This window comes from Microvirga sp. HS2 (genome assembly GCF_055792805.1).
Genome location: NZ_JBVVAJ010000011.1, coordinates 57117 through 76866, shown reverse-complemented (window position 1 = coordinate 76866; position 19750 = coordinate 57117). Strand labels below are relative to the sequence as shown.

General features: G+C 64.0%; 19 protein-coding genes. 10 read left to right on the top strand and 9 right to left on the bottom strand.

The window, feature by feature from the left end; genetic code table 11:
• The first annotated feature begins 37 nt into the window (after positions 1-37).
• The 4 genes from ACS5Q0_RS12195 (at position 38) to ACS5Q0_RS12180 (ending at position 3233) form a co-directional block, all read left to right on the top strand.
• On the top strand, positions 38-352 hold the full coding sequence (locus tag ACS5Q0_RS12195; protein ID WP_473126900.1) for a 2Fe-2S iron-sulfur cluster-binding protein: 315 nt from the start codon (positions 38-40) through the stop codon (positions 350-352).
• A gap of 73 nt (positions 353-425) precedes the next feature.
• Positions 426-1469, top strand: a complete 1044-nt coding sequence (locus tag ACS5Q0_RS12190; RefSeq protein WP_473126899.1) for an NAD(P)/FAD-dependent oxidoreductase — start codon at positions 426-428, stop codon at positions 1467-1469.
• Positions 1470-1554: 85 nt separating this feature from the next.
• The gene (locus ACS5Q0_RS12185) at positions 1555-2793 is read left to right on the top strand and encodes an allantoate amidohydrolase (protein ID WP_473126898.1); all 1239 of its coding nucleotides are present in this window, start codon (positions 1555-1557) and stop codon (positions 2791-2793) included.
• The gene (locus tag ACS5Q0_RS12180) at positions 2790-3233 is read left to right on the top strand and encodes a GNAT family N-acetyltransferase (protein WP_473126897.1); all 444 of its coding nucleotides are present in this window, start codon (positions 2790-2792) and stop codon (positions 3231-3233) included. Before ACS5Q0_RS12185 ends, ACS5Q0_RS12180 begins: the two co-directional genes overlap by 4 nt.
• Before the next feature lie 7 nt (positions 3234-3240).
• On the opposite strand, the gene ACS5Q0_RS12175 is transcribed toward ACS5Q0_RS12180, so the two are convergent.
• A complete protein-coding gene (locus tag ACS5Q0_RS12175; RefSeq protein WP_473126896.1) occupies positions 3241-3756 on the bottom strand; it encodes a GNAT family N-acetyltransferase in 516 nt (171 codons plus the stop codon).
• Positions 3757-3830: 74 nt separating this feature from the next.
• On the opposite strand from ACS5Q0_RS12175, the gene ACS5Q0_RS12170 reads away from it, so the two are divergent.
• Positions 3831-4136, top strand: coding sequence for a hypothetical protein (locus tag ACS5Q0_RS12170; RefSeq protein ID WP_473126895.1), 306 nt, complete (start codon positions 3831-3833; stop codon positions 4134-4136).
• 50 nt (positions 4137-4186) lie between these two features.
• Here ACS5Q0_RS12170 and ACS5Q0_RS12165 read toward each other — a convergent pair whose 3' ends face one another.
• From ACS5Q0_RS12165 to ugpB, 5 genes are all read right to left on the bottom strand, one after another.
• Positions 4187-5818: an HAL/PAL/TAL family ammonia-lyase gene (locus ACS5Q0_RS12165; RefSeq protein ID WP_473126894.1), complete on the bottom strand. Its 1632-nt coding sequence runs from the start codon at positions 5816-5818 to the stop codon at positions 4187-4189.
• A 114-nt stretch (positions 5819-5932) separates the two neighbouring features.
• On the bottom strand, positions 5933-7003 hold the full coding sequence (locus ACS5Q0_RS12160; RefSeq protein ID WP_473126893.1) for a sn-glycerol-3-phosphate import ATP-binding protein UgpC: 1071 nt from the start codon (positions 7001-7003) through the stop codon (positions 5933-5935).
• 117 nt (positions 7004-7120) lie between these two features.
• Positions 7121-7966 (bottom strand): sn-glycerol-3-phosphate ABC transporter permease UgpE, encoded by an 846-nt coding sequence (gene ugpE / locus ACS5Q0_RS12155; RefSeq protein ID WP_473126892.1) that lies wholly within the window; start codon positions 7964-7966, stop codon positions 7121-7123.
• Positions 7966-8847, bottom strand: a complete 882-nt coding sequence (ugpA, locus tag ACS5Q0_RS12150) for a sn-glycerol-3-phosphate ABC transporter permease UgpA (protein ID WP_473126891.1) — start codon at positions 8845-8847, stop codon at positions 7966-7968. Before ugpA ends, ugpE begins: the two co-directional genes overlap by 1 nt.
• A 124-nt stretch (positions 8848-8971) precedes the next feature.
• A complete protein-coding gene (ugpB, locus tag ACS5Q0_RS12145; protein WP_473126890.1) occupies positions 8972-10279 on the bottom strand; it encodes a sn-glycerol-3-phosphate ABC transporter substrate-binding protein UgpB in 1308 nt (435 codons plus the stop codon).
• A gap of 209 nt (positions 10280-10488) precedes the next feature.
• Here ugpB and ACS5Q0_RS12140 point away from each other — a divergent pair, with 209 nt between their 5' ends.
• Positions 10489-11211, top strand: a complete 723-nt coding sequence (locus ACS5Q0_RS12140) for a hypothetical protein (RefSeq protein WP_473126889.1) — start codon at positions 10489-10491, stop codon at positions 11209-11211.
• Positions 11212-11235: 24 nt separating this feature from the next.
• Here ACS5Q0_RS12140 and ACS5Q0_RS12135 read toward each other — a convergent pair whose 3' ends face one another.
• Entirely contained in the window at positions 11236-12444 is a 1209-nt protein-coding gene (locus ACS5Q0_RS12135; RefSeq protein ID WP_473126888.1) for an NAD(P)/FAD-dependent oxidoreductase, read from the bottom strand.
• Complete coding sequence (locus tag ACS5Q0_RS12130) at positions 12441-12869, bottom strand: Lrp/AsnC family transcriptional regulator (protein WP_473126887.1); 429 nt, start codon at positions 12867-12869, stop codon at positions 12441-12443. Before ACS5Q0_RS12130 ends, ACS5Q0_RS12135 begins: the two co-directional genes overlap by 4 nt.
• Before the next feature lie 117 nt (positions 12870-12986).
• Between ACS5Q0_RS12130 and ACS5Q0_RS12125 the strand changes: the two genes are divergently transcribed.
• The 3 genes from ACS5Q0_RS12125 (at position 12987) to ACS5Q0_RS12115 (ending at position 17637) form a co-directional block, all read left to right on the top strand.
• Positions 12987-14120: a saccharopine dehydrogenase family protein gene (locus tag ACS5Q0_RS12125; protein ID WP_473126886.1), complete on the top strand. Its 1134-nt coding sequence runs from the start codon at positions 12987-12989 to the stop codon at positions 14118-14120.
• Between the two features lie 210 nt (positions 14121-14330).
• A complete protein-coding gene (amaB, locus tag ACS5Q0_RS12120; RefSeq protein ID WP_473126885.1) occupies positions 14331-15878 on the top strand; it encodes an L-piperidine-6-carboxylate dehydrogenase in 1548 nt (515 codons plus the stop codon).
• A gap of 79 nt (positions 15879-15957) precedes the next feature.
• A complete protein-coding gene (locus ACS5Q0_RS12115) occupies positions 15958-17637 on the top strand; it encodes a thiamine pyrophosphate-binding protein (protein WP_473126884.1) in 1680 nt (559 codons plus the stop codon).
• 67 nt (positions 17638-17704) lie between these two features.
• Here the strand turns inward: ACS5Q0_RS12115 and ACS5Q0_RS12110 are convergent, their stop codons facing one another.
• Positions 17705-19234: an integrase catalytic domain-containing protein gene (locus ACS5Q0_RS12110; protein WP_473126883.1), complete on the bottom strand. Its 1530-nt coding sequence runs from the start codon at positions 19232-19234 to the stop codon at positions 17705-17707.
• 256 nt (positions 19235-19490) lie between these two features.
• On the opposite strand from ACS5Q0_RS12110, the gene ACS5Q0_RS12105 reads away from it, so the two are divergent.
• Positions 19491-19748, top strand: coding sequence for a YjhX family toxin (locus ACS5Q0_RS12105; protein WP_473126882.1), 258 nt, complete (start codon positions 19491-19493; stop codon positions 19746-19748).
• Positions 19749-19750 lie beyond the last annotated feature (2 nt).

Sequence of the window (19750 nt, the reverse complement as noted above, 5' to 3'; positions counted from 1 at the left end):
CCTTTTCCCCGACCTTATGCGAAGGAATTCCCGCTTCATGGGCGTCATCCATGTGACCGACCGGGCCGGCCAGCGCCATACTCTCGAGGCCATCGAGGGCTGGCGGGTGATGGAGATCATCCGGGACTGGGGCCTGCCCATCGAGGGTCTGTGCGGCGGAGCCTGCGAGTGCGCCACCTGCCACGTCTTCGTGGGCGAGCAGTGGGTGGACAAGCTCTATCCCCCTACGGAGGAGGAGGAGGATCAGCTCGACACGGTGGTCACGAAGCCTAATTCCCGCCTGTCTTGCCAGATCATCTGGACTCCCGAACTCGACGGCCTGGAGGTCACCCTCGCCCCAACAGGGAACTGACCGTCAAGCCTGCCGTATTGCCAAGACCCTTAGGACTGTGCTTTTCCAGACGGTCTCTCGAAGGAGCCTGTTCATGACCGACCATATCGAAACGGACGTCGTCATCATCGGTGCCGGGCCTGTGGGCCTGTTCGCCGTGTTCGAGCTGGGCCTCCTCGATATCAAATGCCATCTGATCGACATCCTGCCGAAGGTCGGCGGGCAGTGCGCCGAGCTCTATCCGGAAAAGCCGATTTACGACATTCCGGGCTTCCCCATGGTCACGGGCCAGGGCCTCGTCGACAATCTCATGGCGCAGATCGAGCCATTCCACCCGACCTTCCACCTCAACGAAATGGTGGAGAGCCTGGAATCGATCGGCACGCCCGAGGCGCCGCGCTTCCGCGTGAAGACCACGGAGAACGGCACGACTTTCGAGTGCAAGTCCGTCATTATCGCGGCGGGCGGCGGCTCGTTCCAGCCCAAGAAACCGCCGATCGACAACATCGAGGCCTATGAGGGCACCGGCGTCTTCTATGCTGTGCGCAAGATGGAGATGTTCCGGAACAAGAAGGTGCTGATCGTCGGCGGCGGCGACTCCGCCCTCGACTGGACCGTGAACCTGCAGCCCGTCGCCAAGCGCCTCACCCTCCTCCACCGCCGCGACGCCTTCCGGGCCGCTCCGCATACGGTGGAGAAGATGCGCTCCCTCGTGGCATCCGGCGACATGGACCTGCATCTCGGTCAGGTGAGCGCCCTGAAGGGCGAGGCGCCGGTACTGGAAGGCGCCGTGATCCGCAAGGACGACGGCTCCGAGTTCATGGTGGATTGCGACGTGATGCTGCCCTTCTTCGGGCTCACCATGAAGCTTGGCCCGATCGCCGATTGGGGCCTGAACCTTCATGAAAACCTGATCCCCGTCGATACGGAGAAGTTCGAGACTAACGTTCCGGGCATCTTCGCCATCGGCGACATCAACACTTATCCGGGCAAGCTGAAGCTTATTCTCTCCGGCTTCCATGAGGGCGCGCTGGCGGCCCAGAAGGTGCACCGCTACGTGTATCCTGAGAAGAAACTGCTCTTCCAATACACCACGTCCTCCACGAGCCTGCAGAAGAAGCTGGGCGTCGCGGCTTAAGAGACATCCGGCAGGCAGCTGTCAGGAGATCCGGAACGGGCCGTCCCCTCTTGCGAACCAAGCCCGTTCCTGAAACTCTGTTCCCATGAAACATCATTCGGATCTCTCCCTCGGCCGACGCGTGATGGCGATGATCGAGGACCTGGCCCGGCACACGGACGAGGCCGGACGCCTGACGCGTCTCTACCTCTCACCGGCCCACCGCGCCGCTGCCGACACGACGCTGGCACTCATGCGCGAGGCCGGGCTCAGCGCTCATATCGATGCCCTCGGCTCCGTCGTCGGGCGATGGGACGGCGCCAATCCTGACGCCCCTGCCCTGCTCATCGGCTCTCATATCGACAGCGTCGTGGATGCGGGCCGCTACGACGGCAATCTCGGGGTGGTGCTCGGCATCGCCGTCGTCGAGGCCCTGAAGGCGGCCGGGATCATGCCGGCCTGCCCCATCGAGGTCGTGGCCTTCGGGGACGAGGAGAATGTCCGCTTTCCCACCAATCTCTCGTCATCCCATGCCCTTGCGGGTCGTTTCGACCCGGCCTGGCTCGACGGCAAGGACGCGGACGGGATCACCCTTCGTGACGCGCTGATCGCGTTCGGCGGCGATCCTCTCGGGATCGCGGCTCTCGCCCGCGACCCCGCACGCTATCGCGGGTATCTCGAAGTCCACATCGAGCAGGGCCCGCAGCTTGAAGCCAGCAACCTGCCCGTCGGCATCGTGTCCGCCATCAACGGAATCACGAGCGCCCGCGCTCATGTGATCGGCGAAGCAGGGCACGCCGGCACCGTGCCCATGACCATGCGCCGAGATGCTCTGGCGGCCGTCGCCGATATGATCGGAATCGTGGAGCGCGCGGGCTCGACGCGGACCGACACCGTGGCGACCGTCGGCGTGGCGCAGGTCCAGCCGGGTGCGATCAACGTCATTCCCGCGCGTGTCGATTTCACACTCGATGTCCGCTCGCCGGCCGATGCCGCGCGTCGTGCCTTGGCACAGGACATCGTGGCCGAATGCGAAGCCGCCGCTCTGCGGCGCGGCGTGGCTTTCACGATCGAACCCTTCATGGAATCCCCCGCGACTCCCATGGACAAGCATCTTATGGAGCAACTGGAAGAGGCGGTGAAAATCACCGGCATCGCCCCGATGCGCCTTCCCTCCGGCGCTGGCCACGATGCGGTGGCCATGGCCAATCTCTGCCCGTCGGCGATGCTTTTCGTGCGCTGCAAGGGCGGAATCAGTCATAACCCGGCCGAATCGATCACGGTCGAGGACGCAGACACGGCAGCCCGGGTCCTGCTCGAAGTCGTCAGAAGGATCGCTGCTTGAACTACCACCTGGAGCTTCTCGCCAAGCCGCACAAAATCGTGCGGCAGATCATCCTCAGCGGCCTGACCGACTTCAACCGGACAGCCTTGATGCCGGATCTCCAGGTCGAGGATCTGGCGGTCGTGATCCGCCATGTCGAGTCCAAGGAGATCCTGGGGGGATTGTGGGGCCGCACGGGCTGGGAATGGCTCACGATCGAATACGTCTTCGTGCCCGAGGCCCTGCGCGGGCGGGGACTCGCGACGCGGCTGATCGAGGTGGCGGAAGAAGAGGCCGCCACGCGCGGCTGCCATTCCGCATGGCTCGATACGCTCAATCGTGAGGCGCTCAATCTTTATGAACGGCTGGGATACGAGCGCTTCGGGGAGTTGAAGGACTATCCGAAGGGCGGAAGCCGCTTTTTCCTGCAGAAAAAACTGACGAAGCCTGCTGCTGCATGATGCCGGCTCAGCCGCGCCAATCCTCAGACAGGATTGCCCAACGTTCGTGATCGCGCCATTCGCCACCGATCTTGAGGTAGCGAGGCGAATAACCCTCCTGCTGGAATCCCAAACGCTTCACCAGGGCGCGTGAGGGCTCATTGCCCGGCTGGATATTCGCCTCGACGCGATGAAGCCCAAGCTCCAGAAAGGCATGGGCTACGACGAGGCCGACGGCTTCGCTCATCAGGCCGCGACCCGTCATACCTGCGACCGCGTAATAGCCCATATAGGCGCTCTGGAAGAACCCTCGCACGATCTCACTCAGGTTGATGACGCCGACGATGCGGTTGCTGGTCCGCTCGCGTGCGATGAAGCCGACCGACCTGTCGCCGTCGCAGCGAGCGAGGTAGGCCTGAAAGCTCGCCCAATCGCGACATGGCGCAACCCATGGCTCGTGCAGGTCGAGGCTGGCCAAGTTCGCGGCGATCAGCTCGGCTCCGTCTTGTGGCCGGGTATAATCGATGACGATGCGCTGAGCCATGCATTCATCCTCATTTCAGGAACCAGGACCTAAGCATTCCGTTATCGTCAGTCTCAATCACGAAGGATAGGATCATGCGCGCCTTCATCATCCCTGCCGTCGCAGTTGTCTTTGGTGCTACCCTCTTTGGTACCGCTCCCGAGGCACAGGCCCGTTTCAGCCCGCAGACGATCGAAACACCTTCGCTTGTCGACAACGTGGCCTGCGTCACGCGCCGCGTCCGCACCGTGCGCCCCAACGGCCGGGTGGTTTACCGCACCGTGCGCCAGTGCGGCGTACCCGCCTGGCAGCGCCGTGCCGAACGCTGCCGCGTCGTTCGGGAGCGCGTCTATCGCCCGAACGGCAGCGTGGTCGTACGCGACGTCCGCCGCTGCCGCTAGACGGGAAGACGGATACACTTCAGGGGCTCGGGTCATTCCGAGCCCCTTTCTTATTCCAAAGCCCCGACGGCGCTCTCAACGGCTTCCACGACGGCACCGGAGCGCACAAGATCGAGAGCTTGGCACATCTCGGTGGCATACCACCGGTCGCCGTCGAGAGCGGGCGGAATGACGGCGCGAATTGCTTCCATGGCAGCGCGCGAGCCCTTGCCGAGCGGATGATCCTTTGCGATCGGCTCCACGAGCGTCAGCGCCTGCGCGGCCATCAGCAATTCACCCGCCACGATCTGCTCCACGTTTTCCACGATGGTCCGTGCCTTGCGCCCGCACCATGTCGAACTGGAAACGTGATCCTCCGCATTGGATTTGCCGGGGATCGAATCGACCGAACCCGGTGTCGCAAGTCCGCGGTTTTCCATGACGAGGGCCGACATGGAGCATTGCACCGTCGCGAAGCCCGTGTTCAGTCCGCGCTTCCCAGCGAGGAGGTTGCGCGGCAGGCCATAGGACATGGTGGGATCGATGAGCCGCGCGAGGCGACGCTCGGAAATCGCACCGAGGTCGGCCATGGCGATGCTCAAGAAATCCATGGCCTGCGCCATGTACTGTCCGTGGAAGTGGCCGCCCGAGATCGACACGTAGCCGCCCTGCCCATCGTCGAAAATGAGCGGGTTGTCGGTGGCCGAGTTCATTTCGGTGCCGACGATGCGCTCCACGTACTCGATCGCTTCCACGGCGGGCCCGTGGACCTGCGGAGTGCAGCGCAGCGAATAGACATCCTGCACGCGAGGGCTTGCGGGCGCTCCAGGCTGCCGCGGCTCGTCGGGGAAGACGATGTCACGCGCGCTCTGGGAGCAGCGTTGTGAGCCTTCGAGGACCCGAAGGAGGTTGCGCGCCACGCGCGCCTGTCCGGGATGTGGACGCGCTTTGTGCACGCGTGGGTCGAAGGCGGCCAACTCACCGCGCATCGCCTCGAGCGACAGGCACATGGCGATATCCGCATGCTTCAGAACGCGGCGCGCATCGCTCGTGGCGAGAGTGGCGAGAGCAAGCGAAGCTGTCGAGCCGTTGATGAGCGCGGAGGCGTCCTTCGCTCCCAGTTCGAAGTCCGGATCGAACCCTGCCAGGCGGATCGCCTCCCGGGCCGGCATCAGCCGCCCCTGATAGATCATCTCCGCTTCCTCGAAGCCGCAGACGGCGCCCGCCATATGGGCGAGCGGCGCGAGATCGCCCGAGGCCCCAACCGAGCCCTTCTGTGGGATGACCGGATGCAGGCCCGCATTGAGGAAGGCGAGCAGGCGCTCGACCAGCTCGACACGCGGTCCGGAATAGTTGGACGCGAAGGCATTGGCGCGCAGCAGCATCATGGCCCGCGTGACGTCCGCCGCAAAGGGCTCGCCGACGCCCGTGGCGTGGGCATAGACGCTCTTCCTCTGGTAAGCCGCCATGTCGGAGATGAGGACCCGCTGATCCTTGAACAGGCCGACACCCGTATTGAAGGCGTACATGAGCGGTGCATCGTCATGCATCCAGTTGCGGTCGATATAGGCGCGCGTCGCCGCGATCCGCTCGCGCGCCTCGGGCGCCAGCTCCGCCCGCGCGAAGCGTCCCTGGGCATCCGGGCGGGCGACCCGCACCACATCCTGAATCCGAAGCGTCGTTCCATCGAGCTGGACCGTCATCGCTGTTCCTCGCGTTCTTCGTCAAGGGATAATGGGGCGGTCCACAACGCGCAACAGCCGCCCCGAGATACCTCGGGGCGGCTGTTGCGGCCAAGCTCGGATGCGGAATTCCCCTCACAGGCGCTTCGTGGTCTCGGGGTCGAAGAGGTGGACGTTGGCAGGATCGATGGACAGGGTCAGCTTGCGGATATCGGCTGCGATCTGCCCCGTGGAGGCCTGCACCACGAATTCCGTGCCTGCCACCTTGCCGTGGAAGAGCTGGGTCGCTCCGAGTTCCTCGACGAAGTCCACATCCATGGAAAGGCTGCTAGAGCCCGCAGCGCCGCCCGCCTGCACGTCCTCGGGGCGAAGACCAACTTCGATGGCGGAGCCTGGGGCGAGGCCGTCGCGCATGTCCGTGACCGCAATCGTCTGGCCGCCCACCGACACGCGGCCGGGACCTTCCACCTTGCCGGGGAGGATGTTCATGGGCGGGGAGCCGATGAAGGTCGCGACGAACCGGGTCTCGGGACGGCGATAAACCTCCGACGGGGAGCCCACCTGCTCGATCTGACCGCCCGACATCACCACGAGCTTGTCCGAGAGCGTCATGGCTTCGACCTGATCGTGCGTCACGTAGATGGAGGTCACGCCGAGAGCTTTCTGCAGACGCTTGATCTCCACGCGCATCTGGACACGCAGCTTGGCGTCGAGGTTGGAGAGCGGCTCGTCGAAGAGGAACACCTGCGGCTTGCGCACGATGGCGCGGCCCATGGCGACGCGCTGGCGCTGGCCGCCCGAGAGCTGGCGCGGCTTGCGGTCGAGGAAGGGCTCGATGGCGAGGATGCGGGCTGCTTCCTTCACCCGCTTCTCGATCTCGTCCTTCGGCGTCTTCCGGTTCTTCAGTCCATAGGCCATGTTGTCGTAGACGCTCATATGCGGATAGAGCGCATAGTTCTGGAACACCATCGCGATGTCGCGATCGGCGGGCTCCACCTGGTTGACCACACGGTTGCCGATCTTGATCTCCCCGCCGGAAATCGTTTCCAAACCGGCGATCATGCGGAGAAGCGTGGACTTGCCGCAGCCGGACGGGCCGACCAGCACGCAGAACGACCCGTCATCGATCCCGAGCGAGACGCCTTTCACGGCCTCCACATTGCCCGCATAGATCTTTCGGACAGTATCGAGTGTTACCCCAGCCATTGGTTCATTCCTTTTCACGCCAGCCCGTGCAGCAGGGGGCACCAGGCCGGACAATTCCGATATTTCCTTGAAGCCCCTCCCGATGCAGCGGGAAGGGCGACGCGCGTTTCCCGCGCGTCACTTTTCCGTTTCGACGAGCCCCTTCACGAAGAGGCGCTGCATGAAGATCACGACGAGGACCGGCGGCACCATGGCGAGCACGGCCGTGGTCATCGCGATCTGCCATTCGGTCAGCGCGTCCGTGGTGGTGATCATCTTCTTGATGCCGATGACGATGGTCTGCATCGAGCTCTTCGTGGTGATCAGCAGCGGCCAGAGATACTGGTTCCAGCCGTAGATGAACTGAATCACGAACAAAGCCGCGATGGTCGTCATGGAGAGCGGAAGCAGCGTATCCTTGAAGAAGCGGAATGCGCCCGCCCCGTCGATCTTGGAAGCTTCGAGAAGCTCGTCCGGGACCGTCATGAAGAACTGACGGAAGAGCAGCGTGCCGGTCGCCGAAGCGATCAGCGGCATGACGAGACCCGTATAGGTGTCGAGGAGCCCCAAATCGGCGACGATCTTATAGGTCGGGTAGATGCGCACTTCGACAGGAAGCATCAGGGTGATGAAGATGACCCAGAAGGCCGTCTTGCGGAACGGGAACTTGAAGTAGACCACCGCGTAGGCCGACAGGATCGAGATCAGAATCTTACCGAACGCGATGCCCAGCGCCATGATCATCGAATTGACCATCATGCCGATCACAGGCTCACGGGCCGTCTTCCCGCCATAGAAGAGCGTGCGGGTGTAGTTCTCGACCGCCTGGTCGCCTGGGATCAAGGGCATGTTGCCGTTGATGATGGTGGCCGCATCGAAGGTCGACGCCATGATGGCGAGATAGACCGGGAAGGCCACCACGACGACGCCGATGACCAGCGTCAGGTAAGCCATGAATTGTGCGAAGGGACGATTCTCGACCATCAGTACTGCACCTTGCGCTCGACATAGCGGAACTGGACGGCGGTGAGCGCGATCACGATGACCATGAGGATCACCGACTGCGCGGCCGAGCCGCCGAGGTCACCGCCGAGGCGGCCGTCCGCATAAACCTTGTAAACGAGAGTCGTCGTCTGACCGGCCGGGCCACCGCCCGTGACGGCATCGATGATGCCGAAGGTCTCGAAGAACACATAGACCACGGTCACGACGAGCAGGAAGAAGGTGGTGGGCGAGAGCAACGGGAAGATGATCGTCCAGAAACGGCGCATGGGTCCGGCCCCGTCGATGGCGCCGGCTTCGATCACGCTCTTCGGAATCGCCTGCAGGCCCGCCAGGAAGAACAGGAAGTTGTAGCTGATGTGCTTCCAGGTGGCGGACAGCACCAGCAGGATCATGGCATGCGTCCCGTTGAGCATGGGATTCCAGTCGATCCCGGCCGCGCGGATCGGGCGCGCCAGCGTACCGAGCGTCGGATGGAACATGAAGATCCACAGCACGCCTGCAATGGCGGGGGCCACCGCATACGGCCAGATCAGCAGGGTCTTGAACGCATGGCCGCCGCGGATGCTCTTGTCCGCCTGGGTGGCGAGAAGCAGAGCGCAGGACAGCGAGAAGAAGGCCACCAGGGACGAGAAGATCACCGTGGTCACCATGGCCCGGTAGTATTCGGGCTGCTCGAAGAGGCCGAGATAATTCTCAAATCCGACGAATTCGGAGGACAGGCCGAAGGCATCCTCCCGGAGGAAGGACTGCCAGATCGCCTGAGACGCAGGCCAGTAGAAGAAAATGACGGTGATCGCCATCTGCGGAACAATCAGCAGAAGCGGCAGCGTCCAACCTGAAAAATGAGCTCGTTTTTCCATCGCTCTAGGGTCGTCCGGTGAGGGTGCAGATGACGGCATCCACCGGTCTGCGAGGTTATCTATAAGATCATCCCGGGCAGCTTTCGGCCGCCCGGGATGACAAGTCGTTTTTGGTCAGTCGGTCTTAGCGAACGGTGCGCTCGAACTGACGCAGGATCTGGTTGCTGCGCGACACCGCAGCGTCGAGCGCATCCTTGGCAGGCTTCTGACCGGCGAGAGCCGCCTCGATCTCCTCGGAGATCACGTCGCGGATCTGGACCATGTTGCCGAAGCGCAGGCCGCGGGAGTTCTCGGTCGGCTCCTTGTTGGTCAGCTCCTTCAGAGGCGTCTCGAGGACCGGGTTCTTCTCATAGAAGCCGGAAGATTTGGTCTTCTCGTAGGCGGCCTTCGTGATCGGGAGATAGCCCGATTCCTGGTGCAGCTTCGCCTGACGGTCGGTATCCGAGAGGAAGGCGAAGAACTTGGCGACGCCCTTGTACTCCTCGGCCGACTTGCCGCCCATCACCCACAGCGAAGCGCCGCCGATGATCGAGTTCTGCGGAGCGCCCTGAACGTCCGGGTAGTAGGGCATCGGAACCGAGGTGTAGTCGAACTTCGCGTTGGCCTTCACGTTGCCGTAGAAGCCCGACGACGTGAGGAAGATCGCGCATTCACCGGAGGTGAAGCGGCCTTCGCTCTTCGAGTCGCGGCCCGAATAGTCGTAGGTCTTGTCCTTCTGCAGGTCGATGAGGTTCTGCAGGTGCTTCACGTGCAGCGGCGAGTTGAACTTCATCTCCGTGTCGAAGCCGTCGAGACCGTTGGCCTTCGTGGCCATCGGCACGTTGTGCCAAGCCGAGAACTGCTCGATGTTGGCCCAGCTCGCCCAGGCGTTCGAGAAACCGCAGGTGTCGTGGCCGGCAGCCTTGAGCTTCTTGGCGGCGGCGAACACATCAGGCCAGGTCTTCGGGATCTCGTTGACACCGGCCTTCTTCAGCTCGTCCTTGTTGATCCACATGACCATCGAGGAGGAGTTGAAGGGGAAGGAGAGCATCTCGCCCTTCGCCGTGGAGTAATAGCCGGTGATCGCGGGCAGGTAAGCCTTCGGATCGAACTTCTCGCCGGCATCGGCCATCAGCTGGTAGACCGGCTTGATCGCGCCCTTCGCGCCCATCATGGTCGCGGTGCCGACTTCGAAGACCTGCAGGATGTGCGGAGCATTGCCCGCTCGGAACGCGGCGATACCGGCGTTCAGGGTGTCGGCATACTGTCCCTTGTAGCTGACGACGACCTTGTAGTCTTTCTGCGAGTTGTTGAATTCTTCGGCCAGGCGGTTCACGACCTCGTTATTGGCACCCGTCATGGCGTGCCACCATTGGATCTCCGTCTGCGCGAAAGCGGAAGTGCTCGTCGCGAGACCGAAGGCCAGGGCGCCGAGAAGGGATTTTTTCATCATACTAGTCTCTCCCATATCATCCCCCTTGGGGATGTTATTGTCGTTCACCACCCCTGCACGAAGGCCGGATGACGCTTTAATGACACAAACATGACAATCATAGCCGGCTTCAAAATGGAAGCCCCTTTCATTGAAAAGACTTAACAACTGGGGATGGGAACAGGCCGGAAGCGCTCTTCGTTGAGGGAATAACTTAACGGAAGAAGCACATGCCCCAGATGATCACAGCCCTGTTCAGGGATCCCGCGCAAGCCCACCAGGCCCTTCAGGCCCTCATGGAAATGGGCATCGCCCAGAGCCGGATCGTCGCCGCCGGCCCGGAGGATGCCCGCGAGATTTCCTCCATCTCGGGCTTCCGGTCTCTTTCGATCCCCAATGACTCCGTAAAAGCCCTCGATGACCTCAACCTCCCGAGGGACGACCGGCGCATCTTCGAGCGCGGCCTGCAGCAAGGCTGCACGCTGATCGCGGCCCGGGTTGATCGGGACGATATGGAAGAGGCAGCGCGGGTGCTGGACCTGTTCGAGCCCCTGGACCTGGACAGCAGCAGCCGGGAATGGCTCAAGGCCGGCGCGGGGCAGGACGCGGGCGCGGATCTCGGCGCGCCCCTGGCCGCAGGGGTGACCGGCGGCTCCCAGGCAGGCCAGACCAATACGGGTTCGCTCCCCGGTATGGGAGCGATGGCGGAAGGCACCGACGATCTCGGCTCCGCCGATCTGCGGACGGGCGAGACCGGCCAGCCGAATGCGGGCGCGCAGACCACCACGGGAACCGGCGCCCGCCACAGTGACGAGCGGGCAGACAGGGAAGGCGTCAACGAACTCGCCGCCGCCTCCCAGCCATCCCCGGATCAGCCCGGCCTGATGCAGCGGCACATGAACCGCGGTGGCCGGATCTGGGCCTATCACTCCCCGGACGAGCGCGGCCTCTAGAGCATCGGACTCCCGTCCGATGCTCTAGATCACGTTACGCTCGAGGAGCGGACGGTTCGCCAGGACGCGCTCGTAGCCGAGTTCGGACAGTTCGAGCGTGCGGTAGCCGCCATGGACGATCAGTTCGGACAAGCCGCGGCCGACCGCAGCGGCCTGCTGTAGGCCGTGTCCCGAGAAACCGTTGCAGAGATAGAAGTTCTCGATCTCGCCCGCCCTTCCGATGATGGCGTTGTGATCGATGAGGCTCATGTCGTAGGGCCCCGACCAGGCGCGGCCCGGCCTGATCGCCTCGAAGGCGGGGACGCGGTGGGCGAGCGACGGCCAGATGAACTCCTCGAAGAAGGAAAAGTCGATCTCCTGGCTTGCCGGATCCTCATCGAACCAATCAGGGTCGACGTCCGCCTCCGGCGAGGCCCCGCAGATGAAGTTCCCTTCGCCCTCGGGCCGCACATAGGCCCCGGAGGTATCGATGAGCAGCGGGCAGTTCTCCACGGCCTCCTTGCAGGAGAAGGTGAACACGTAGCGGCGCTTGGCCTGAACGGGAATGGAGAGGCCCGCCATCGCGGCGATCGCCCGTCCGCCTGAGCCGGCACAGTTGATGAGCGTGCCGCAGGCGATGCGCGTTCCATCCTTCAGTCGCACGGCGACCACGCGGCTGCCGTCGCGTTCCACCTCGGCCACTTCGCCCTTCACATATTCGGCGCCGAGCGAACGGGCCTTCTTGCGGAATGCCTGGAGCAGGCCCCAACCGTCGAACCAGCCCTCCCCCGAGCGCCCCCAGGTGCCGGCTGCCAGATCCTCCACATTGAGCCAAGGGAAACGGCTCTTCAGCTCGTCCGGCTTCAGGAAGAGAATGTCCGCACCTTCCGCGGCCTGCAGCGCTTGGTTCTCCCGCAGGATCGGCTCACCCGCCTCCGACGCGCAATAGAGATAGCCGCCCTCCTTCAGTCCGATCTCGGGCACGTCGCCATCAACGGTGAGATACTCGCCGATATTGCGCAGGAAACGGATTCCATAGAGCGAAATACGAATGTTCACGGCGCTGGAATATTGCTGACGGATCGAGGCCGCCGACAGGGCGGACGCCGAGAGCTGATAGGTGTGATCCTTCTCGATGACGATGACGCGCCCCTTGAAGCCGGAATCGGCGAGGAGATGGTAGGCGGTGGAGGAGCCCATGACGGCGCCGCCCACAATCACGACATCGGCTACGTTTGAAGCTGAAGAGGTCATCGTTCGAATTTCGTTGAGAGGATGATGGAGGATTGCGTGCGCTCCACACCCTCCAACGCGCCGATTTTGTCGATGGCGGCATCGAGGATGGGAACATCTTCTGCCTCTACCACTGCCAGCAAGTCGAAGACACCGGCAACGGAATGAAGCGCGCGCAATTCTGGCATGCGCTGCAGCGCGGTGGCAACGGCGGCGGACGCTTTCGGCGCGACCACGATGGTGACATGCGCGCGCACCATGCGTCGGCTGACCTCTTCGGCCAGCCTCAGCGTATAGCCGACGATCACCCCGCGCCGCTCCAGGCTCTCCACCCTCGCCTGCACGGTGGTTCGGGAGAGCTTCAGACGGCGGGCGGCCTCCGCATGGCCGATCCGGGCGTTTTCGCGCAAGAGCGCAATCAGGGCACGATCCGTGGCGTCGAGCATCACAATGACCAGTCGTTACGGCACTATGCCGACAACTACCCGGCTTTCCGTCAGCTTGTCTATGGCACTTTGCAGCACTTTGCCTTTTTCTGTCCCGATCACAGGGAGACGCACTACATGAAATCCATTCTCGTCATCGGCGCCGGCAAGATCGGCTCGACCATCGTCGACATGCTCAATGAGACGGGCGACTACGACGTGACCGTCGCCGACTCCTCCGCGGAGGCTCTCGAGGCCGTGGCGAAGGACGGCATCAAGACGATTCAGCTCGACTTCAATGACGCGGTGGCCCTCCAGAACGCCCTGAAGGGCCGCTATGCGGTCCTGAGCGCCGCGCCCTATCACCTGACCGGCCACGTGGCCCAAGCCGCGCGCATCGCGGAAGTGAACTATTTCGACCTCACGGAAGACGTCGCCACCACGCGCATGGTGAAGGAACTGTCGGAAGGCGCCACGACCGCCTTCATTCCTCAGTGCGGCCTCGCTCCGGGCTTCATCTCCATCGTGGCGCACGACATCGCCAGCCGCTTCGACAAGCTCGACACCGTGCGCCTGCGCGTCGGCGCGCTACCGCAATATCCGTCGAATGCCCTCTCCTATAACCTGACCTGGAGCACCGACGGCGTCATCAACGAGTATATCGAGCGCTGCGAAGCCGTGGTCGACGGCCGCCTGCGCGAGGTTCCGGCCATGGAAGAGCTCGAGGAGTTCTCCCTCGACGGCACCCGCTACGAGGCCTTCAACACCTCGGGCGGTCTCGGCACGCTTTGCGAGACGCTCGAGGGCAAGGTGCGCAACCTCAACTACAAGACTATCCGCTATCCGGGCCACTGCGCCCTGATGCGCGTGCTTCTCAACGATCTGCAGCTGCGCAACCGCCGCGAGGTCCTGAAGGACATCCTGGAGAACGCCGTTCCCGCCACCATGCAGGACATGGTCATCGTCTTCGTGACCGTGACGGGCGAGCGCGGCGGCCGCTACGTTCAGGAAACCTATGCCCGCAGCATCTACGGCCAGAAGGTGGCCGGCGTGCAGCGCACCGCCATCCAGGTGACCACGGCTGCAGGGATCTGCGCCATGCTTGACCTCCTTGTGGACGGCAAGCTCCCGAAACAGGGTTTCGTTCGCCAGGAAGAGGTCGCCCTCGATGCCTTCCTCGCCAATCGTTTCGGCCGGGTCTACGCGGGCGTGCGCCTGGACGAGAGCCGCGAGCCGGCCGCGAAGAACATCCGCCTCGACGCGGTTGCATGACGTTTCGGAACAGGCTCCCGTCCCCTACGAGCGGGAGCCTGCCCGGCTTCTTTCCGAAATTGCATGATCCTATTCGGGAAAAGCAGTTCCCACCTTTCGCGATCATGCTTTAAGACGGTGGCCTGAAGGCTGCCGTCGTCTTGTTTCAAGAACAGGCGAAGGTAGTGGGCCCGCCCAAACGGCCCGCACCCGATCCATGGGAGAATGATCATGTCCGCCCTGCCATCCGTTTCGACCTCAACTGCCAGCGTGGCGGAGGAAGCCCGCGCCATTCTCGCCCGTCTCGGCGTGCCGGACAGCGCCTTTGCCACCACCGGCCGCCCGGCAAGCTCCCCCATCACGGGCGAGGTGATCGCCCACGTCCGCGAGACCACCCCGGACGAGGCCAAGGCCGCCATCGGCCGCGCCGACGCCGCCTTCAAGGCATGGCGCAAGATCCCCGCTCCGAAGCGTGGCGAGTTCGTGCGCCTGCTGGGCGAGGAACTGCGCGCCGCCAAGGACGACCTCGGCCGCCTCGTCACGCTCGAAGCCGGCAAGATCGTGTCCGAGGGCCTCGGCGAGGTTCAGGAGATGATCGACATCTGCGACTTCGCGGTCGGCCTTTCCCGCCAGCTCTACGGCCTCACCATCGCCACCGAGCGCGCCGATCACCGCATGATGGAAACCTGGCATCCGCTGGGCGTCTGCGGCGTCATTTCCGCCTTCAACTTCCCGGTCGCCGTGTGGTCCTGGAATGCGGCCCTCGCCCTCGTCTGCGGCGATTCCGTCGTGTGGAAGCCCTCCGAGAAGACCCTGCTGACGGCGCTTGCCACCCATGCCATCGCCGAGCGGGCCGCCAAGCGTTTCGGCGGCGTGCCGGAAGGCCTGCTCGAAGTTCTCCTCGGCGGCCGCGAGATCGGCGAGATCCTCGTCGACGATCACCGCGTGCCGGTTCTCTCGGCTACCGGCTCCACGGCCATGGGCCGTCAGGTCGGCCCGAAGCTCGCCGCCCGTTTTGCCCGCGCCATCCTCGAGCTCGGCGGCAACAACGCTGCGATCGTGGCTCCCTCCGCCGATCTCGACCTCGCGCTGCGCGGCATCGCGTTCGCCGCGATGGGCACGGCGGGCCAGCGCTGCACCACGCTGCGCCGCCTCTTCGTCCATGACAGCGTCTACGACCAGCTCGTTCCGCGTCTCGTCAAGGTCTACGGCAGCGCCAAGATCGGCGACCCGCGCGCCGAAGGCACGCTCATCGGCCCGCTGATCGACCAAGCCGCCTTCGACGGCATGGAGCGCGCCCTCGACGAGGCTCGCAACGCGGGCGGCACGGTCCATGGCGGCGGACGCTACGCCGATGTGGCGAGCAACGGCGTCTATGTCCGTCCCGCTCTGGTCGAGATGCCGGAGCAGACCGGCCCGGTGCTGCGCGAAACCTTCGCGCCGATCCTGTACGTGATGCGCTATACGGATTTCGATCAGGTGATCGGGCTGCACAACGCCGTCGGTGCCGGCCTCTCCTCGTCGATCTTCACGCTCAACCTGCGCGAAGCCGAGACCTTCGTGTCGGCGGTGGGTTCCGATTGCGGCATCGCCAACGTCAATATCGGCCCCTCGGGCGCCGAGATCGGCGGCGCGTTCGGCGGCGAGAAGGAGACGGGCGGCGGCCGCGAGTCCGGCTCGGATGCCTGGAAGGCCTATATGCGCCGCGCCACCAACACGATCAATTTCGGCACCTCGCTTCCGCTCGCACAGGGCGTGAAGTTCGACGTGGACGCCTGATCGTCCTGAAAGACCGCGCGGAGGGCAGCGATGCCCTCCGTTTTCTTATCCAAACCTTCTTTTGCATCGTGAGCCTCCCATGACAGCCAACTCCCGCACCGGCGGCCAGATTCTTGTCGATCAGCTTCTCGTTCACGGGGTCGATCACATCTTCTGCGTTCCGGGCGAGAGTTATCTCGCAGCCCTCGATGCGCTGCATGATGCCAGCATCAACGTCACGGTCTGCCGCCAGGAAGGCGGCGCCGCGATGATGGCCGAGGCCTATGGCAAGCTCACGGGCCGCCCCGGAATCTGCTTCGTCACGCGCGGCCCCGGCGCGACCAACGCTTCGCCGGGCATCCATATCGCCAAGCAGGATTCCACACCGATGATCCTCTTCGTCGGCCAGATCGAACGCGGCATGCGTGAGCGCGAAGCCTTCCAGGAGCTCGATTACCGCGCCGCCTTCGGCCCCCTCGCCAAGTGGGCGACGGAAGTGGACGATCCGGCCCGCTTCCCCGAGATCATCTCCCGCGCCTTCCACGTGGCGACTTCGGGCCGCCCGGGCCCGGTCGTGATCGCGCTGCCTGAAGACGTTCTGACCGAGATGGCCGAAGTCGCCGACGCGCCGCGCTATCAGGTGATAGAAGCGCATCCCTCGCTCGCGCAAATGGCCGATCTGCAAAAGCTCCTGCAGGACGCGAAGAAGCCCGTGGCGCTCCTCGGCGGCAGCCGCTGGTCGGAAGCGGCCGTGCAGGATTTCGTGCGCTTTGCCGAGCGCTTCGAGCTGCCCGTCGCCTGCACCTTCCGCCGCCAGATGCTTTTCCCCGCCGATCACGCATCCTATATCGGCGACCTCGGCCTCGGTGTGAATCCGAAGCTGCTCGCGCGCATCAAGGAGGCCGACCTGATCCTTCTCGTCGGCGGGCGCCTCTCCGAGATCCCGAGCCAGGCCTATACGCTGCTGAACATCCCAGCGCCGCAGCAAAAGCTCGTCCACATCCATCCCGATTCCAGCGAACTCGGGCGGATCTATTCTCCGCATCTGGCCATTAACGCCTCGCCGAACGCCTTCACGGCGGCGCTGGAGAGCGTGCAGCCGCCCGCCGCCCTGCCCTGGAGCGAGGGTACGAAGACGGCGCATGCCGACTATCTCGCCTGGAGCAACCCCACCGCCATCAGGCATGCGGGCAATCTGCAGATGGGCGAGGTGATGGCTCACCTGCGCGAGGTGATGCCCTCCGACACGATCTACTGCAACGGGGCCGGCAACTTCGCCACCTGGGTTCACCGCTTCTGGCCTTTCCGGCATTACGGCACGCAGCTCGCGCCGACCTCGGGCTCCATGGGCTACGGCGTTCCGGCAGGCGTGGGCGCCAAGCGCATCAACCCCGACAGCACGGTCGTGGTGTTCGCAGGCGACGGCGACTTCCTCATGAACGGCCAGGAATTCGCAACCGCCGTGCAATATGACCTGCCGATCCTAGTGGTCCTGCTCGACAACGGCATGTACGGCACGATCCGCATGCACCAGGAGCGCGAATATCCGGGCCGCGTCTCGGCCACGATGCTGAAGAACCCGGATTTTGCAGCCTATGCCAAGGCCTTCGGCGGTTATGGCGAGCGCGTCGAGAACACGGAGGACTTCCCGGCCGCCCTCCAGCGGGCGCTTACCTCCGGCAAGCCCGCCATTCTGCACTGCCTGCTGGACCCCGAGGCGATCACGCCCGCCATGTCCCTCACCGCCATCCGCGAGAAGGCGCTGGCGAGCCGCAGCTGATTGACGTGATCGGCCGTATTGCCTCACCGAGAAATGTTCCTGGCCCGGGGTGGTCGTTGCCTCACGTTCATGCTCCCGGCGGACTTAAGGGCTCTGCGAGCTCCAGGCCTTGGTCGGATGCCCCGAAGACCAAGGCCCGCGCCGCGTCCCGACGCCAGATTTTCAGGCGCCTCTGGAGCGTGCGCAGGTGCCTTTCGGCATACTGATCAGGATAGGTCTTTTGGAGCTTGTCCAGCAACTCACGGCCGGTGCGCCACGGCTCAGCCTTGAACCAGTCCTGCAGGTCCGCTGTCACCACCGCCAAAGGATCTGGCCGCCGCCGGCCGCGCGGAACCGGGGGCTTGCGGCGGGCGGTTGGGCGAACTTCGCCCTCTTTCCAGGCCGTGCGCAAACCCTTCAGGAACTGGTCGAGCGTCGCGGGATCCGAGGACGGCACGGGAGTCACTGGAGCATCGGCCAAGTCGACCAGGCGAGCCTGACCTTCACGGATCTGCTGCAGCAACCGGATCGGATCCAAGGTCACAAACAGCTCTGTCAGGTGAGCCTTGACCGCGGCGGGAACGCGAGGATCGTCCAGCAGCCGTTGGCAGGGTGTGGCAGGCGGGTGATAGCGCTTGCGCACCAGGGCACCCTGCCGTTCCTTGCTGGCCAGCTTGAACGAGGGCTGGAAGAAGTTCACGAACAGACGCAGAGAGGCATAAAGCCGGGCCAGGGCTGCAGCCGCCGGGATCCCCTCGAAGCGGCGATACCCGACAACATGGCGGACAATGGCCCCGTTCTTCTGCTCGACAAAGGCCTGGTCATTCTTGCGATAGGGCCGGCTGCGGGTGAAGGCGATCTCCTGATGCTGGCAATAATCCCGCACCGTCTCGTTCATGAAGACGCTGTCATTGTCCGTGTCGAACCCCAGCAGTGCAAAGGGGAGGAGCTTGCGGATCTCGGAGAGCACCTCCGTCAGGAGCCGCTGCTCGCGAAAAAGCAGCGGCGCGCACTCGGTCCAGCCTGAGGCGATATCGGTCAACACCAGGGTCTGGATGAAGCTGCCGCTGGCACTTGGGCCCCCATGCGCCACCAGATCGGCCTCGACAAAGCCGGGCGGGGGATTGTCCCAGTCGGCGAAAGTTCGCACCGGCACGCTGCGCCGCACCGCCAGGGAGGGTACGGACCGGCGCTTGGGTCGGTTGGTGGCCTGCTGCTTGACCGCTTGCAAGGCCCGATCGATGGTAGCCGCGCTCATGCCCAGCAGCCGCTCTCGCACCTCCGGAGCCAACCGAAGATGGCCATGGCGCTCCATCGCCTCGAGCAGAGGCGGCACGAGAGCCTTCAGGCGCTTGCCGCAGATCCGGTCCGAGGCTTCCCAAATCACGACGAGAGCCTCGCGAACCGCATCGTCGTAGATCCGGCGTCCGGGGCGCGCCCCTTGTGCCTTGTCCGGCAAGCCCTGCCGAAGCGCGCGCATCGCATGCTTGCGGGACAATCCTGTTATGGCCACGAACTCATCCAGAATGCGGCCCTTGTCCGGGCGATCACTCTGCTGATAGCGCGCCGAAATCGCTCGGATCAGTTCATTGCGTGTCGTCATGCTCACCTGCCTCATCATCGCCCCCGAAGCTCGCCCGAGCTCGGGAGCAAATCAGATGAGGCAACGATCTAAAATCAGGGAGCAATTCAGGTGATGCAATGCGTCGGCGAACGGCTTCTATAAGGAAGCCGTTCAACCTGGAGCTTTTATGCGCAGAGAGACCGAGTCCCGGTAAAGCCCGCCACCTGACAGGCGGGCGCGGCTGATCCCACAGCCGAATGCGCGCGTGTGCGCGCCTCTCTTGCAATTCAACAAAGCTCAGGGTTTTCCCGTGAACGTTTCACGCAACGGTCAGCGCGTGTTGCACGTGCTCGCCCAAGGCGGTCTCATTCGACATTACAAAGACGAGAACGGCCGCATTTCCGAAATCGAATGCCTCACCCGTGAAGGGTGGCTCATGTCGCTCTGCACGATGGATCTGTTCAAGATGCTGCGCCAGAAAGGGCTCATCGCATCCTCGAACGGAGGGCCCTATCGCATCACGCGGCAGGGGTTGCGGGCGGTGAGAAGCCGGCCGGACAATCGCTGAAG

Coding starts and splice junctions, on each gene's coding strand:
- ACS5Q0_RS12195 (WP_473126900.1), top strand. CDS start 38: ATGGGCGTCATCCATGTGACCGACCGGGCCGGCCAGCGCCATACTCTC.
- ACS5Q0_RS12190 (WP_473126899.1), top strand. CDS start 426: ATGACCGACCATATCGAAACGGACGTCGTCATCATCGGTGCCGGGCCT.
- ACS5Q0_RS12185 (WP_473126898.1), top strand. CDS start 1,555: ATGAAACATCATTCGGATCTCTCCCTCGGCCGACGCGTGATGGCGATG.
- ACS5Q0_RS12175 (WP_473126896.1), bottom strand. CDS start 3,756: ATGGCTCAGCGCATCGTCATCGATTATACCCGGCCACAAGACGGAGCC.
- ACS5Q0_RS12170 (WP_473126895.1), top strand. CDS start 3,831: ATGCGCGCCTTCATCATCCCTGCCGTCGCAGTTGTCTTTGGTGCTACC.
- ACS5Q0_RS12165 (WP_473126894.1), bottom strand. CDS start 5,818: ATGACGGTCCAGCTCGATGGAACGACGCTTCGGATTCAGGATGTGGTG.
- ACS5Q0_RS12160 (WP_473126893.1), bottom strand. CDS start 7,003: ATGGCTGGGGTAACACTCGATACTGTCCGAAAGATCTATGCGGGCAAT.
- ugpE (WP_473126892.1), bottom strand. CDS start 7,966: ATGGTCGAGAATCGTCCCTTCGCACAATTCATGGCTTACCTGACGCTG.
- ugpA (WP_473126891.1), bottom strand. CDS start 8,847: ATGGAAAAACGAGCTCATTTTTCAGGTTGGACGCTGCCGCTTCTGCTG.
- ugpB (WP_473126890.1), bottom strand. CDS start 10,279: ATGATGAAAAAATCCCTTCTCGGCGCCCTGGCCTTCGGTCTCGCGACG.
- ACS5Q0_RS12140 (WP_473126889.1), top strand. CDS start 10,489: ATGCCCCAGATGATCACAGCCCTGTTCAGGGATCCCGCGCAAGCCCAC.
- ACS5Q0_RS12135 (WP_473126888.1), bottom strand. CDS start 12,444: ATGACCTCTTCAGCTTCAAACGTAGCCGATGTCGTGATTGTGGGCGGC.
- ACS5Q0_RS12130 (WP_473126887.1), bottom strand. CDS start 12,869: ATGCTCGACGCCACGGATCGTGCCCTGATTGCGCTCTTGCGCGAAAAC.
- ACS5Q0_RS12125 (WP_473126886.1), top strand. CDS start 12,987: ATGAAATCCATTCTCGTCATCGGCGCCGGCAAGATCGGCTCGACCATC.
- amaB (WP_473126885.1), top strand. CDS start 14,331: ATGTCCGCCCTGCCATCCGTTTCGACCTCAACTGCCAGCGTGGCGGAG.
- ACS5Q0_RS12115 (WP_473126884.1), top strand. CDS start 15,958: ATGACAGCCAACTCCCGCACCGGCGGCCAGATTCTTGTCGATCAGCTT.
- ACS5Q0_RS12110 (WP_473126883.1), bottom strand. CDS start 19,234: ATGAGGCAGGTGAGCATGACGACACGCAATGAACTGATCCGAGCGATT.